The organism is Streptomyces sp. NPDC059718, assembly GCF_042733315.1.
Taxonomy (GTDB): domain Bacteria; phylum Actinomycetota; class Actinomycetes; order Streptomycetales; family Streptomycetaceae; genus Actinacidiphila.
On sequence record NZ_JBHWGA010000020.1, the window covers coordinates 1 to 14,927 of the forward strand.

Sequence of the window (14,927 nt, forward strand, 5' to 3'; positions counted from 1 at the left end):
GTCGCCGACGACGTCCCGATCATCCCGCTGTGGCAGGGCAAGCAGTACGTGGTGTCCAAGGACAACATCAACGGCCTGGAGTGGACCCTCGACCCGTCCACCATCTTCCGCTTCTGGGAGATCCAGAAGGGTGTGACCCAGTAGCCGGTGCGAGGACGGGCGTCGGCCGACGGGGACGGTGAAGGGCGCACGCGGCTCTCGCATCGCACCCACGGCGTGCCCCGGCCGCGGCGGCCGCGCCCCTCGCGGCCGCCGCAGCCGGGCCGAACGGTGACGACGCCCGGGCATGTCTTGCCGCGCACGCATAGACTCTTGCTCATGACGCAAGACGATGGTGATCTGGACAGCCTGGTGCGCAAGCGCATCCGCGCCCTGCGCGTGGCCCAGGGCTGGTCCCTGGAGGACCTGGCCGCGCGCGCCAACGTCAGTCAATCCACGCTCTCCCGCATCGAGAACGGGCAGCGGCGCCTGGCACTGGACCAGCTCGTCACCCTTGCCCGCGCCCTGGACACCTCCCTGGACCAGCTGGTGGAGACCGCGGCGGACGACGTCGTCTCCCACCCGACGATCGACCGGGCGCGCGGGCAGATGCGCTGGCCGATCAAGGCGGAACCCGGCATGACCGTCATCCGGCAGCGCATGACGAACCCGCCGCCCGACCATCCCTCGGGCATGCGCGCCCACCCCGGCCGTGAATGGCTCGTCGTCCTGTCCGGCACCGCGGTCCTGCTCCTGGGCAACCGGCGCCTGCGGATCGAGACCAACCAGGCGGCGGAGTTCCCCACGATGCTCCCGCACGCCATCGGCGCCGAGGGCGGGCCCTGCGAGATCCTGGGCATCTTCGACCGCGACGCCCGCCGCGGCCACCAGCGCGGCGAGGCCACCGGGAAGGCGTCACCGTGACGGTTTGCGCCTGCCGCAGCGCGGCAGGGCATCGCCTTGCGCATTCCGGAAGCCGCTGGGCCGCCCGCGGACGGCCCGCTTAGCGTGGGCGCCATGAATCACCCCCACCCGCACGCAGCGGACCATGCCGCGCCCCACGTCCACGAGCACGAGCACGATCACGACACTGCCGTTCAGGCGGAGATCCTCGACCTGGACGCGGAAGTGCTCGCCGAACACAACGCGTCCATCACGGCCTGGCTGCCCGTCGAGAACAGCCCCCGCCGCATCGTGGACCTGGGCTGCGGGACGGGAGCGGGAACCCTCGCCCTCCTTCGGCGCTTCCCCGCGGCACAGGTGACGGCCGTCGACTCCTCGGCCCCGCACCTGCGCCGCCTGCAGGCGAAGGCAGCCGCAGCCGGAGTGGCCGAGCGCGTGCGCCTGGTCGAGGCCGACCTCGACGCGGCGGGCTGGCCCGACCTCGGCACCCCGGAACTGGTGTGGGCCTCGGCCTCCCTGCACCACATGACCGAGCCCGACCAGACCCTGCGCCAGGTCCACGACCTGCTCGCCCCGGGCGGACTGCTCGCCGTCGTCGAGCTGGCCGGCTTCCCCCGCTTCCTGCCCGGGGACGCCCCGCAGGACGCCCCGGGCCTGGAGGAGCGTTGCCACGCCGCACTCGACCACCACCACGCCGAGCACATCCCCCACCGCGGCGCCGACTGGGGGACCAAGCTGACGAAGGCCGGCTTCACCATCGAGGGCGAACGGACCCTGACCATCGACGTCGCCCCGCCCCCCACCGACACCGTCCGCCGCTACGCACTCAGCAGCCTGCGCCGCATGCGCACCACCGTCGCCTCCGCCCTGACGGCGGACGACCTCACCGCCCTCGACCGGCTGCTCGACGCAGAAGGCCCCGACGGCATCCCGCGCCGCACCGACGTGGGCGTCCGTACCGAGCGCACGGTCTGGGCCGCCCGCCGGGCGTGACCCACCGCCCCTGAACACCGTCACCAGTGCTGCCGCGGTCCGGCGGTACCCGAGCGGTACAGGTGCCATGGTGCCGGGCACTGCACGGACGGGCAAAGGCCCGTGCACGACGGGGCAAGGGGCCCGGCCGTACTCCTCCCTACGGTCGAGTTGTCCCGTCACGAGCGGGACGCCAATGCGCGGTTCCGGGGCCGCTCGCGGATCCGTCGGCTCCCGGCCCGCGCAAGACCGCGAGGGAGTGACGCTGATGACCGACGTCGAACAGTTCGAGGAGCGGCGGGACGAGGGGAAACCGCTGCGGTACCTGGCCGTCGCGAGCGTCGTGGCGTGGATCCTCGCGGTGTGCGCGGTGTGTGTGATCCTGCCGCTGTACTCCCACCCGAGCCTCGCGTGCGGCCTCGCGCCGCTGATCACCGCGGGGACCGCGGCGATGGTGCTCGGACGCGTGAAGGACCGCTACCGCTGCCGGGCGGCGCGGGCGCACGCCGTGTCCGACACCGTCCGGCGGGTCCTGCTGCGGCCGCTCCCCGGGCGCATCGGCGCGCTGGGGCTCGCCTCCATCTACCGTCCCTGCGGGGGCCGGGGACAGGTCGGCGGTGACCTGTACGCGGTCGCGCGCGCGGGCGAGGCGACCCGCTTGATCATCGGTGACGTGTGCGGCAAGGGCCTGCCCACGTTCGAGGACGTCGCGGCGGTGCTCGGTGCCTTCCGGGAGTGGGCGCCGCGCGCCGCGACCCTGGCGGAGCTGTCGGCGCGGCTGGAGGAGAGCTTCCTGTTCCACCTGGCCGACAGCGACGACCTCTCCCGCGAGAAGGACGAACGTTTCGTGACGGCGCTTCTGCTGGAGGTGCGGGACGGCGAGCCGTTCGCCCGCATGGTCAACCACGGCCATCCGCCGCCCATACGGGCCCGCCGGGGGAGCGTCGCGCTGGTGGCGGGCTGCCCGGCTCCCCCTTTGGGCCTGTACGGTCTGCGGGACTGCGGCGCCATGGAGGAACGCTTCGAACTGTGCCCCGGGGACACGCTGTTGCTCTACACCGACGGCCTCATGGAGGCCCGCGACGCCGCCGGGCGGTGCTACCCGCTGCTGGAACGCGCCACGACGTGGCGGTGGATCCGCGAGGGCACACCGGGCCACGTGTGCCTGCCGGATGTGCTGGGGGAGATCCTTGAGGATGTCGTCGAGCACTCGGGCGCGCTTCCCGAGGACGACCTGGCGATGGTCGCGCTGACCCGTGTCGAGGAACCGAGCGCGGCTGTGCTGTCCAGGTCGGCCGGTGAGGCCTGGCGCGAGGACGCGGAGCAGTGGCGGCACGGTTGATCACCCGCCTGGGTGCCGGGGGAGGAGGCCGGTGGCCTGCAGAGGTGCGGGGGTGCAGGGGTACCGGCCACCGGCCCGGTACGACTCGCGGAGGTTCCGGGGAACGCCCAGGGGAGCCGTTTGACCCGGAGGGCAGCCACACCCATAGGGGCGTTCGACCCATGCAGGGGACACGGACCGGCTGTCACAGTGGCGGGGCGGGGAGGACGGCTGGGCTCTCTGCGAAGCCGGTCCTGGAAACCGGTTCATCAGCGCTGCCTGGAGGCGGCCGCACCCGCGCCCGCGACCTCGCGATGCCCTTCCGCATGGCTCCGGGCCGGTCGGTCGTCCCTTTGAGCGCGTGCACGAGGGAATCGTCCGGGCGGCAAGTGATGCCATATACCCGCAATAGGTGCGAATGGTTCGCTGCTCGTTCATTTCGCAGAAAAAGGCGCGCTCTAGCGTCTCGGGGACTTCACACCGATCCGCAGGGGAACGGTGCACGGAAAGGCGCAGTACATGGAGACGACAAGAGGGTCCACCGGGCCGGACCGTGGGCCCGAGGGCCTTACCCGCCGAAGGTTCGTGGTCATAGCGGGTACCGCCGTCGCGGCGGTCGGCGTCGGTGCGGGCACCGCCGAGGCGGTCACCGGATCCGCCCTCGGGCCGAACGGCAAGGTCAAGGCGGTGGGCGGGAGCTCCGTGCTCAACCGGGCCAAGGCGCCCAGGGGCACGTGGCTCGCGGGTGACACCCACGTCCACGACGACCATTCGTCGGACGGCAGCGGGCCCCGGCAGACCTCGCACCAGACCCTCCCCGGGAACCTTCCCGTCGGCGACCAGATCGCCCAGGGCGAGAAGGCCGGCCTCGACTTCATGCCCCTGACCGACCACCGGACGTACGACCAGGTCTGGGACCCCCAGTGGAAGTCGTCCAAACTGCTGTTGCTCCCGGGTGAGGAGGCGAACGGCTCGCCTCACGCCATCGTGCTGGGCAACGTGGACGTGATCGTGGACGGCGCCAACCCGTCCGGTTCCGCGGCCTTCCGCCACGTACAGCAGTCGGTCTGGGACGTGCACGCGCAAGGGGCGGTGTGGTCGCAGGCGCACCCCGACGACGGTGAGTACACGCCGGCGACGGGCCCGAACGCCAACGCCAGCGTCCAGGGCGCGGACCTCGTCGAGGTGCTCAACGTGTCCACCGGGCCGGACGAGCAGGTCGAGTACGCGGAGAACCGCTGGAACGCGGGTTTCCGCTTCGGGGTGGCGGCCGCGAGCGACTGCCATTTCCGCGAGCTGTGGGACATCGACGCCCCGGGGACGCCGACCACCCACGTCTTCGCGGCGAAGCGTTCGGTCCTGGGCATCCTCGACGGGTTCCGCAGCGGCCGTACGACGGTCGCGCAGAACACCGCGGGGCCCTTCCTGACCATCGAGGCCGACGTCGACGGTGACGGCGTGTTCGAGGCGATCGGCGGCGACGAGGTGGTCGTGGCCGACCGCAAGCTGCCCAAGAAGGCCACGCTGCGTGTGAACGTCAGGGGCGGCAAGGGGACCACCGTCCACGTCTACGCGGCTCCCGGTCGTTCGGCGGGCCCCATCGCGAGCTACCGGCCGCAACGGGCCAACGAGAGCTACGAGCTGCCGCTCGTGCTGAAGGGCACGGACCACGGCTGGTACCGGGCCGAGGCCCGTTCCCCCGGCAGCGCCTCCGGCTCCGACGCCGACCCGAACCTGCCCGACCAGCTCCGCGGTGCCACCTCGCCCGTCTTCGTCTCCGTCGGTGCTCCGGCCGACCCCCGGCCCGAGATCGCGCTGCCGGCCGCCGACACCGCCGACGACAAGGCGGCGCTCGTCACCGGCGACCCGGGCGCGTTCACCGGCTTCTCCGATGTCGCGGTCGTGGGCGACGTCACGCACGTCGTTGCGGAGGTGCACGAGAACCAGGCGAGCAAGGTGGTCTACCGCCGGCTCGACGGCAAGGGCAGGATCACCGGGTCCGCCACCCTGTCCGGCCGTTCGGCGACCGCGCGGTTCCCGCGGATCGTCGCGACCTCCCATGACGTGTGGGTGGTCTGGCAGGACGAGCAGGGCAAGGAGCAGCCGCACCGTCCGGTGATCCTCCTGGCGCACAGCGCCGACGGCGGCGGCTCCTTCAAGGCCCCGACCAAGATCAGCAGGGGCAAGGGTCGTGCCGTCCACCCGGCACTGGCACTGGTCGACGACAAGCATCCGCTGGTCGCCTGGTCCGACAACGGCGAAGGCGCGTTCGACGTGTACGCGCAGATCGTCGGCCTCGACAAGGCCGCGGTGAACATCTCCGCGGCGGGCAAGGCGACCAGTCCGGGCGTGCCCGGCGATGCGCGCTCGCCGCGCTACCCCGCCTCGCTGTTCCCGGTCGTCGCCGTCCACGACGGCAAGCACGCCGTGATCACCTGGCAGGACGACCGCTACGACCCGGACCCGTTGTGGACCGGTCACACCCCGCCCGCGGGCCAGCCGGCCGCCGGCGGTACGGACCCGGACAACTGGCAGGTCCTGGCGTCGGTACGCAGGGCTCCGGGCCGCGGCTGGAGCGCTCCGGTCCAGGTCAGCAGGGTCAGTGACCGCTCGGACAGGCACCCGGGCCTGACCGTGGACCGGGACGGAACGTTCGTCGCGATCTGGGAGAGCGGTGCGCTCCAGAGCTCCGGCTCCAACCTCCAGCTCCGAGCCAGCCGATCCACCGACGGCGGCACGACCTGGACGGCGTTCGAGAACGTCGCCCTCGACGCCGAAGCGATGAGCCAGCGGGCCAAGCTCGGCGTGGACCCTGACGGCACGGTCCGCGCGGTCTGGTACGACTCCCGTTCGACCGACTGGCGCTGGAAGGTCTTCACCGCCACCCTCGACGGCGAGAAGGGCTGGTCCGGCGCCACCCAGGTGAGCCATCAGGGCAACAGCACCTGGCCCGCCCTGCACCGTGGCGTCGTGGTGTTCACCAGCGACCGCGGCGCGACACGTACACAGCGCGACGAGACGCAGCAGATCTTCCGGGCGAAGCTGGTCTGAACCGTCGACATCCGGTCCGCCCCGTACCACCCTCCCCACGCGCCTCGGGTTTGCCGTACGGCCCGAGGCGCGCCGGGGGAGGGGGTGCTGCGGCAGGGCAATTCCGCGGATCAATTGGCCCCGCGCGATGCGGCGAGTAGTGTTGACAGCGTTCCAGAAGTCCGCTTCGCGGATTTGTTCCGCGGAATGTGCGGGATATCGTTTCCCACCCGGCGGTCACTCCACGCGGCGGATTCGGCCCCGCCGTCATCGGTCGTCTTCGGGCAGCGACATCGCCATGATCTGGGAAATACTGGTCCTGGGTTTTGTACTCAGTCTCGACAATTTCCGAGTGTCGATCGCGCTCGGCACCGTCCCGTTCGGTCTGAAGCGCGCGGTCCAGGTCGCGCTGACCTTCGGGCTGTGGGACGCGGTCATGCCCCTGGTCGGGCTGTTGATCGGTCGCCAGATCGGGGAATCCGTCGGGGACGTCGCCGACTTGGTGGGTGCGGCCGCTCTGGGTGGGTACGGTCTCTACCTCGTCATCTCGGCCCTTCGGAACCCCGAGCCGAACGAGTTGGACCATCCGTGGGCGCTGTTCGGCATCCCGCTGACGCTGAGCCTGGACAACCTGTTCGCCGGGGCGAGTCTGGGGATTCTCGGGCTCTCGCCGTGGTTCTCGGCCGCCGTCTTCGGCATCATGACGGCGGTGATGTCGCTGGTCGGGCTGCGGTTGGGGCGGGCCGCGGCGCGTCTCATACGGATCCGTTCGGACCTGCTGAGCGGGGTCACCTTGATCATCGCCGCTGCCGCGCTGCCGTTGTGGTTCGGCGGCTAGCCGCCCGCTCCGCCCGGGACGCGGTCCGGCCGGCGAACCCGGTGCGGTCGGGGGACCAGCGGTGGATCGCCGGACCGCGAGCCGGCGTTGGCGGCCACCACCGCCCGGGTGACCAGATGGTGGTCGGGCGACAGGTGGCAGACCGGGTCGGTGCGGGCCGCATCGCCGGTGAGCAGGAACGCCTGGCAACGGCACCCGCCGAAGTCCACCTCCCGGCGGAAGCAGCTCCGGCAGGGCTCGGGCATCCAGTCGGTCCCCCGGAACGCGGTCATCACCGGGGACTCCGCCCAGATCCACGCCAGCGAGTGCTCCCGCACGCTGGCTCGCGGCAGCGGCAGGGTCTGGGCGGCCGGGCAGGGCAGGACGTCGCCGTTCGGTGTCACGGTCAGCTGCCGGGACGCCCAGCCGCCCATGCAGGGCTTGGGGTAGCGGCTGTAGTAGTCGGAGATGACGTAGATGACGTCCATGCGGTCCCGCAACCGCTCACGGGCGGCCCGCACGACGACTTCGGCCGCCTCGAGCTGGGCACGGCTGGGCAGCAGCGCGGCACGGTTCCGCCAGGCCCAGCCGTAGTACTGGGTGTTGGCCAGCTCCAGCCGGTCGGCGCCGACCTCCTCGGCCAGGTCGAGCACGTGGGCGACACGGTCGATGTTGTGCCGGTGCAGCACCACGTTCATGGTCAGGGGCCAGCCCAGCTCCTTGACCACGTGCATCGCCTCGAGCTTGTGCCGGAAGGACGGGATGCCGGCGATCCGGTCGGACGCGGCCGCTTCGTCGGCCTGGATGCTGATCTGCACGTGGTCCAGGCCGGCGGCCCGCAGTTGCTCGGCCCTCGGACGCGAGAGCCCGAGGGCGCTGGTCACGAGGTTGGTGTAGAGGCCCAGGTGATGGGCGGCCGCCGTGATCTCCACCAGGTCGCGCCGCAGCAGCGGTTCCCCGCCGGACAGGTGGCACTGCAGAACCCCCAGGTCGCCCGCCTCGGCCAGCACCCGCCGCCACTCGTCCGTGGCCAGCTCGTCCTGGTAACCGGCCATGTTCAGCGGGTTGGAGCAGTACGGGCAGGCCAGCGGGCAGCGGTAGGTGAGTTCGGCGAGCAACCCGAACGGGCTATCCATCGGTGAGCTCCATCCAGCGCCGGGCGACGAGCCTGGTCAGGAACCGCCGCACCTCGTCCCCCGGGACGGTCTGGTAGCGGGCGCCCAGCTCGGTCACGATCTCGGCTACGGTGTGCCGCCCGTCGCACAGTTCGAGGATCGCCGCGCCGCTGCCGTTCAGGACCACCACCGTCTCGGGGTGCAGCAGCACCTGACGCTGCCTGGTCCGGCAGAAGGTGAGCCGGACATGACGCGCCAACCGGGGCCGGTCCGAGCCGCACACCTCGACACCGGGCCCGGTCCTGGTCCTGCTCCGAGTCGCTCCGGGAGGGGTCGGGTCCATGGCGGTCACTCCGGGTAGGCCTGGTCGATGGCGTCCATGAGACTCCACAGGACGTCGCACTTGAACGAGAGCGCGTCGAGGGCGCGCGCCTGCGACTCGGCGGAGAGGCAGTGCGACGTGACCACCTGGAGGGCGTGCTCGCAGTCGCGAGGAGCCTGCTCCAGGCGGGTGCGGAAGTAGGCGAGGCCGTCGGGGTCGATCCACGGGTACCAGCGCTCGAACGCGGCCAGGCGCGCGGCCATCAGGTCGGGCGCGAACAGTTCCGTGAGCGAGGACGACACCGCCTCCACCCACGGGCGGGTCCGGGCGAAGTTCACGTAGGCGTCGACGGAGAACCGCACCCCCGGTACCAGGTGCCGGTGGTCCCGGACCTCCTCGCGGGTCAGCCCGGTGGCCTCGCCCAGGCGCAGCCACGCCTCGATGCCGCCCTCGCCGGCGGCGGTGCCGTCGTGGTCGGTGATCCGTCGGATCCAGCGGCGGCGGACGTCGAGGTCGGGGCAGTTGGAAAGGATCGCGGCGTCCTTGCGGGGGATGTTCTCCTGGTAGTAGAAGCGGTTGGCCACCCAGCCGCGGATCTGCCGATGGCTCAGCCGGCCGGCGTTCATCCGGACGTGGAAGGGGTGTTGGTCGTGGTACCGCCGCGAGTGGGCCCGCAACGCCTCGACGAAGCCGTCGGCGCCGGTTCTCGTGATGGTCGTCGTCACGGTTCTACACCTGGACCTCGAGGCCGTCCGTGGCCACCTCTATGCCGCTTTCCCGCAAGATGTGCCGCTCGGGCGTGTCCTCCAGAAGGATCGGGTTGGTGTTGTTGACGTGCACGAAGATCGTCCGCCCCGCGGCCAGCGACGGGAGCTGGGCCAGGCTGCCGTCCGGGCCGTCGATGGGCAGGTGGCCCATCTCCCGGGCCGTCTTGCCGGCCAGTCCCAGCCGTACGAGCTCGTCGTCGCGCCAGCAGGTCCCGTCGAACAGCAGGCATCCGCAGCCCTCGACCTCCGTGCGCAGCGCCGGCGTCAGCGACTGCACGGCCGGCAGGTAGACCAGCGTCCCCCCGCTGCGCTCGTCGGTCAGCCGGTAGCCCACGACGCGGCCGTGGTCCGCCTCGGCCCCGAACCGGGCGCGTTTGGCGGTGGGTACGTCGAACGCGCGGCAGGACAGCCCGTCCGCCAGAGCCAGGTCGGTGCCGGGGATCACCGCCCGCCACTCGACGGTGCAGTAGTGCTGGAGCGTGCTCAGGATTCCCGAGCCGTCACACAGGGTCTTGTGCGCCGCCGGCGTGGCGTACACCCGCAGGGCACGGGCCTCGCGCAACAGGAGCAGGCCCAGGGTGTGGTCCAGCTCGGCGTCGGTGAGCAGCACCGCTTCCAGCGGCGTCGTGCGGTCGCCCTGCGGGTGAAGGCCCGGGAAGGCCTCGAACTGGGCGCGGAGGTCCGGTGAGGCGTTGACGAGGAACCACCGGCAGCGGTCGGCGCTGACGGCGATCGAGGACTGGGTGCGCGGGGGGCCGGCCCCCGAGCGGACCGCGGCGCACACCGGGCAGCCGCAATTCCACTGCGGGGACCCGCCCCCCGCCGCCGAGCCCAGCACTCGCAGCAACACGGCGGCACTCCGTTCGTCGAATGTCCGGGTCCGTTGTCGGCCCGGCCGCCTGTCGGCGTCCCGAGCCGTCGGGGGCGCCGGAACCGGTCCGGCATGCCCCCGTCCGCTAGTCCTCCAGCCGGGCGACGTACATGGTCACTTCGGCCGCGACCGCGATCTCCTCGAACTCGGGCGTCTCCCACACAGCGAGCTGGGATTCCATGGACTCACCTCCTCTCCGGCCGGATACGGCGAGCTCCGGTCGCGCGCTACGACCATTCCGGGAGGGCGAAGGTGATCAGGGCGCTTCCGTGCCCCGCGCCGAGCATGCCGGGGAGGAATCCCTCGGCCCACCCGCCCCAGCCGACCGGTACGGCGATGTACTGCCTGTCGTCGACCATGTAGGTGGTCGGGCTGCTGTGGTGGCCGCTCCCGCACTGGAACTGCCACAGCCCCTGCCCGGTGTGGGCGTCGAGCGCGTTGAACTCGCCGGACGGCTCACCGGCGAACACCAGGTCACCCCCGGTGGCCAGCACCGAGGCGCACATCGGCAGTTCGTTGCGCCAGCGCCACTTCTCCTCGCCGTCGGCGTCGAACGCGCTGACGGAACCCGCCATGTCCTCGATGTCCACCTGAACGCCAGCGCCCCAGTACGGGATGCTCTCCTTGAACTCCCGGCGCCGTCGGGTGGCCGTGGCACCCGTGTCCTGGACGGGGACGTAGAACAGCTCGGACTTCGGGCTGTAGGCCGCGTGGGTCCATTCCTTGGCACCGGCCGGACCGGGGTAGAAGTGGACGGGTTCTCCCTCCTTGTCCGGGTACAGCTTGGCCGTCACCCGTCCGTCCCTCGTGATGGCCCCCCACGTGATGCGGTCCACGAAGGGGGTGATGCCGACCCTCGCCCCGTTGGTGCGGTCGAGGACGAAGAAGTAGCCGTTCTTGTCGAAGTGCCCGAGCAGTTTGCGCCCGTCCCGCTCGAACAGGATGCACTCGGCGATGCTGTCGTAGTCCCACACGTCGTGCGGGGTGCACTGGTAGTGCCAGCGGATCTGACCGCTGTCGACGTCGACGGCGATGACGCAGTCGGTGAAGAGGTTGTCACCCTCGCGGACAGCTCCGTCGAAGTCGGGCGCCGGGTTGCCGGTGCCGACGTACAGCAGGTTCGTCTCCGGGTCGAACGTGCCGGTGACCCAGCAGTTCGCCCCACCACGCGCCCAGGCCTCGCCGTCGGCGGGCCAGGTGTCCGAGCCCGGCTCCCCGGGCTTGGGCACCGTGTAGCAGCGCCACTGGTGCTCGCCGGTGTCGAGGTCGAACGCGTCGAGGTGGCCGCGTACGCCGAACTCGCCGCCGGAACTGCCGACGACGACCATGTTCTTCACGATCAGCGGGGCGAGTGTGGCGCTCTCCCCGGCCCGGACGTCACCGTAGGTCTTGCCCCAGACCCGCTTTCCGGTGGTGGCGTCGAGTGCGAGCAGACGCGCGTTCGGCGTGACGGAGAAGACCTTCCCCTGGGCCACGGCGACCCCGCGGTTCACGTTTCCGCAGCACAAGGACACGTCGAAGGGGACCGCGTGCTTGTACCGCCAGATCTCCACACCGGTCTTCGCGTCGAGGGCCCAGACCCAGCCGTCCCAGCCGGACAGGAACATGACCCCGTCGACGACGATCGGGGCGGCCTCGAACGAGTAGGTCGACGCGCCCGCGATCAGTCCGGTCGTGCCGGCCTGGAAGACCCATGCGGGGACGACGCGCTTGACGCTCTCGGTGTTGATCTGGTCCAGCGGGCTGTACCGCTGCCCGTTGTAGGCGCCGTAGTAGGTGATCCAGTTGTGGGGTTCCTGGCGGGCGTTGAGTATGCGCTCGTAATCGAGGCCGGCCACCACCGGCGGCGCGACCTCCCCGCCCGCGACCTTGCCGCTCAGCATCCCCTGGTCGACGGCCTCACCCGCGTCCACGTAGTCGACGGACATCTCCTCCTCCTCCTTCCTACGGCCGCGGTTGCTCGGGGCGGTCGAGGCGAGCCTCCGGCGGAGCCTCCCCCAGGACGACGATGGCCCCGGTCAACCCACGGCCCTCGTCGTTGCCCGTGGGCGAGCAGTACCAGTAGTAGCCCGGTCCGTCGAGGTCGAGGGTCGCCCGTCCGCGCGAATGGTTCACCAACCAGATGAACTTCCGGTCGCCATTGCTCGGCAGGAGCGCGCAGTGCGTGTTCAGGTCGTCATTGATGAGCTCGAGCTCGATATTGCCTCCATGCGGCATGACCAGAATTGAGGGATCCCAGGTCAGCTCATCCGGGTGGATCCGAATGGTGGCCTGCATGGTGCCATCCGGTTTCTCGGCGGCATACCCGATGCTCCCGGTTCCCAGCACTTGACCCAGCGCTGCTTTGTTCTGTTCGGCCAACCCGATCTTGTCCAGCAGGTCGGATCGCTCCTGCATGGTCGTCATCGGGGCTTCACTCTCCTCATGCCGAATCGCTGTGTCCATTTCCGCCGGCGGCGGTACATCGCGGCCGGTCGCACACCTTCCTTCGAAAATGTTCTCCGAATTGGCGTGGAATTCAGCGCGCCGAATCGAATTGCGCCGAAAAGTGGACAATTTGCTACCCAATAGGCACGCTACGCCGGATGAATCACACCGACAAGGGTGAGCGCGGGTGCGGGCCGGCTCATGCCGTTCGCCCGCGACCGGCTACCGTTCGTCCCCCATGTGCCACCGTTGGGAGGATCAAGCGAGGTCGTACCGGTCGAGGCTCATGACCTTGTCCCATGCGGCGATGAAGTCCTTCACGAACTTCTCCCGAGCGTCGTCGCTCGCGTAGACCTCCGCGACGGCACGCAGATCGGAGTTCGACCCGAAGACGAGGTCGACGCGGCTGCCGGTCCACTTGACCTCGCAGGTGGCCCGGTCGCGGCCCACGAAGGTCTCGGCGGTCGCGGACGCCGGCTCCCACTCCGTGCGCGTGTCGAGCAGGTTCACGAAGAAGTCGTTGGTCAGCGACCCGGGCTCCGCGGTGAAGACGCCCAGCGGCGATCGACGGTGGTTGGCGCCCAGCACCCGCAGGCCACCTACCAGGACGGTCATCTCGGGCGTGCTCAGGTCCAACAGGTTCGCGCGGTCGACCAGCAGGTGCTCCGACGGCAGCCGGTCGCCCTTGCCGCGGTAGTTGCGGAACCCGTCCGCGGTCGGCTCGAGGGGGGCGAAGGACTCCACGTCGGTCCACTCCTGCGTGGCGTCCGTGCGTCCCGGAAGGAAGGGGACGTGTACGTCGTAGCCGGCCGTCCCGGCGGCGCGCTCGACGGCGGCGGCCCCGCCGAGCACGATGAGGTCGGCCAGCGAGATCTTCTTGTCCCCGGCCTGGGAGCCGTTGAAGGACTCCTGGACGCCCTCCAGGGTGCGCAGCACCTGTGCCAGCGCGGGGGGGTCGTTGACCTCCCACCCCCGTTGCGGCTCGAGGCGGATGCGCGCGCCGTTCGCCCCGCCGCGCTTGTCGCTGACGCGGAACGTCGATGCCGACGCCCACGCGGTCGAGACGAGCTGGGAGACCGACAGCCCGCAGGTGAGGAGCCGGCCCTTGAGCGCGGCGATGTCCGCCGCCCCGACGAGTTCGTGGTCCACGGCGGGGACCGGATCCTGCCAGGGCAGCGTCTCCCGGGGGACCAGCGGTCCGAGGTAGCGCTGGACCGGTCCCATGTCGAGGTGCGTCAGCTTGAACCAGGCCCGCGCGAACGCGTCCGCCAGCTGGTCCGGGTTGTCCAGGAAGCGCCGTGAGATCGGCTCGTAGACCGGGTCCGACCGCAGCGCCAGGTCCGTCGTCAGCATGGTCGGGGCGTGCGTCGTCGACGGGTCGTGGGCGTCCGGGACCGTGCCGGCCCCGCCGCCGTCCCGCGGGACCCACTGCCACAGACCTGCGGGGCTCAGCTCCAGGTCCCACTCGTAGCCGAACAGGGTCTCGAAGAAGCTGTTGTCCCACGTCGTGGGGGTGGGCGTCCACGTACCGTCGAGCCCGCTGGAGATGGTGTCCGTGCCCATTCCGGTGCGGTAGCTGCTCTTCCATCCCAGGCCCTGTTCCTCGAGCGGGGCGCCCTCGGGCTCGGGGCCGAGGTGGGCGTCCGGGGCGGCCGCGCCGTGGGTCTTGCCGAATGTGTGGCCGCCCGCGATCAACGCGACGGTCTCCTCGTCGTTCATCCCCATGCGCCGGAAGGTCTCGCGGATGTCCCGTGCGGAGGTGAGCGGGTCCGGGACGGTGTTCGGCCCTTCAGGGTTGACGTAGATGAGGCCCATCTGGTCGGCGGCCAGGGGGCTCTGCAGCTCCCGGACGCCGCCATGGCGTTCGTCGCCGAGCCAGGCGTGCTCGGGACCCCAGTAGACGTCCTCGTCGGGCTCCCACACCTCCGCCCGGCCGCCGGCGAAGCCGAAGGTCGTGAAGCCCATCGTCTCCAGGGCGCGGTTCCCCGCGAAGACCATCAGGTCGGCCCAGGAGATCTTGCGGCCGTACTTCCTCTTCACCGGCCAGAGCAGCCTGCGCGCCTTGTCGAGGTTGCGATTGTCCGGCCAGCTGTTCAGCGGTGCGAACCGCTGCATGCCGGCGCCCGCGCCACCGCGGCCGTCGTGGATGCGGTAGGTCCCGGCGCAGTGCCACACCATCCGGATCACGAGCGGCCCGTAGTGGCCGAAGTCGGCCGGCCACCACTCCTGCGACGTGGTCAGCGCGTCGTCGACGTCGCGCGCCAGGGCGTCGAGGTCCAGCGTGCGGAACGCCGCGGCGTAGTCGAAGTCCTCGCCCAGGGGATCGGCCTTGGCGGGATGTTTCCGCAGGATCCTCAGGTCGAGCCGGTTCGGCCACCAGTCGCGGTTGCTCGCGCCTGCGAT

13 protein-coding genes are annotated in these 14,927 nt (G+C 71.0%); 5 read left to right on the forward strand and 8 right to left on the reverse strand.

The genetic code is table 11. The annotated features are described in order from the left end of the window. The first annotated feature begins 318 nt into the window (after positions 1–318). The 5 genes from ACFV3E_RS22595 (at position 319) to ACFV3E_RS22615 (ending at position 7,043) form a co-directional block, all read left to right on the forward strand. Positions 319–903, forward strand: coding sequence for a helix-turn-helix domain-containing protein (locus tag ACFV3E_RS22595; RefSeq protein ID WP_500536245.1), 585 nt, complete (start codon positions 319–321; stop codon positions 901–903). Positions 904–996: 93 nt separating this feature from the next. Continuing rightward, positions 997–1,875 (forward strand): class I SAM-dependent methyltransferase, encoded by an 879-nt coding sequence (locus ACFV3E_RS22600; RefSeq protein WP_500536246.1) that lies wholly within the window; start codon positions 997–999, stop codon positions 1,873–1,875. A 247-nt stretch (positions 1,876–2,122) separates the two neighbouring features. Next, a complete protein-coding gene (locus tag ACFV3E_RS22605) occupies positions 2,123–3,196 on the forward strand; it encodes a PP2C family protein-serine/threonine phosphatase (RefSeq protein ID WP_499516253.1) in 1,074 nt (357 codons plus the stop codon). A gap of 564 nt (positions 3,197–3,760) precedes the next feature. Next, entirely contained in the window at positions 3,761–6,226 is a 2,466-nt protein-coding gene (locus tag ACFV3E_RS22610) for a CehA/McbA family metallohydrolase (protein WP_500536247.1), read from the forward strand. Between the two features lie 331 nt (positions 6,227–6,557). Then, entirely contained in the window at positions 6,558–7,043 is a 486-nt protein-coding gene (locus tag ACFV3E_RS22615; protein WP_500536248.1) for a manganese efflux pump MntP, read from the forward strand. Here ACFV3E_RS22615 and pqqE read toward each other — a convergent pair. The 8 genes from pqqE to katG form a co-directional block, all read right to left on the reverse strand. Then, positions 7,040–8,158 carry a pyrroloquinoline quinone biosynthesis protein PqqE gene (gene pqqE / locus ACFV3E_RS22620; RefSeq protein ID WP_500536249.1) on the reverse strand — a complete coding sequence of 373 codons (1,119 nt, stop codon included), beginning with the start codon at positions 8,156–8,158 and terminating at the stop codon, positions 7,040–7,042. The two genes, ACFV3E_RS22615 and pqqE, sit on opposite strands and share 4 nt — an antisense overlap. Further along, the gene (gene pqqD / locus ACFV3E_RS22625; protein WP_500536250.1) at positions 8,151–8,348 is read right to left on the reverse strand and encodes a pyrroloquinoline quinone biosynthesis peptide chaperone PqqD; all 198 of its coding nucleotides are present in this window, start codon (positions 8,346–8,348) and stop codon (positions 8,151–8,153) included. Before pqqD ends, pqqE begins: the two co-directional genes overlap by 8 nt. Positions 8,349–8,485: 137 nt before the next feature. Continuing rightward, positions 8,486–9,184 (reverse strand): pyrroloquinoline-quinone synthase PqqC, encoded by a 699-nt coding sequence (gene pqqC / locus ACFV3E_RS22630; protein ID WP_500536251.1) that lies wholly within the window; start codon positions 9,182–9,184, stop codon positions 8,486–8,488. A gap of 4 nt (positions 9,185–9,188) precedes the next feature. Then, positions 9,189–10,076, reverse strand: a complete 888-nt coding sequence (gene pqqB / locus ACFV3E_RS22635) for a pyrroloquinoline quinone biosynthesis protein PqqB (RefSeq protein ID WP_500536252.1) — start codon at positions 10,074–10,076, stop codon at positions 9,189–9,191. A gap of 106 nt (positions 10,077–10,182) precedes the next feature. Then, positions 10,183–10,278: a pyrroloquinoline quinone precursor peptide PqqA gene (gene pqqA, locus ACFV3E_RS22640; RefSeq protein ID WP_329374523.1), complete on the reverse strand. Its 96-nt coding sequence runs from the start codon at positions 10,276–10,278 to the stop codon at positions 10,183–10,185. 46 nt (positions 10,279–10,324) lie between these two features. Beyond that, positions 10,325–12,025, reverse strand: a complete 1,701-nt coding sequence (locus ACFV3E_RS22645) for a PQQ-dependent dehydrogenase, methanol/ethanol family (RefSeq protein WP_500536253.1) — start codon at positions 12,023–12,025, stop codon at positions 10,325–10,327. Positions 12,026–12,041: 16 nt separating this feature from the next. Then, a complete protein-coding gene (locus ACFV3E_RS22650) occupies positions 12,042–12,503 on the reverse strand; it encodes an MSMEG_3727 family PQQ-associated protein (RefSeq protein WP_500536254.1) in 462 nt (153 codons plus the stop codon). 279 nt (positions 12,504–12,782) lie between these two features. Beyond that, positions 12,783–14,927 carry a catalase/peroxidase HPI gene (katG, locus tag ACFV3E_RS22655; protein ID WP_500536370.1) on the reverse strand — a complete coding sequence of 715 codons (2,145 nt, stop codon included), beginning with the start codon at positions 14,925–14,927 and terminating at the stop codon, positions 12,783–12,785.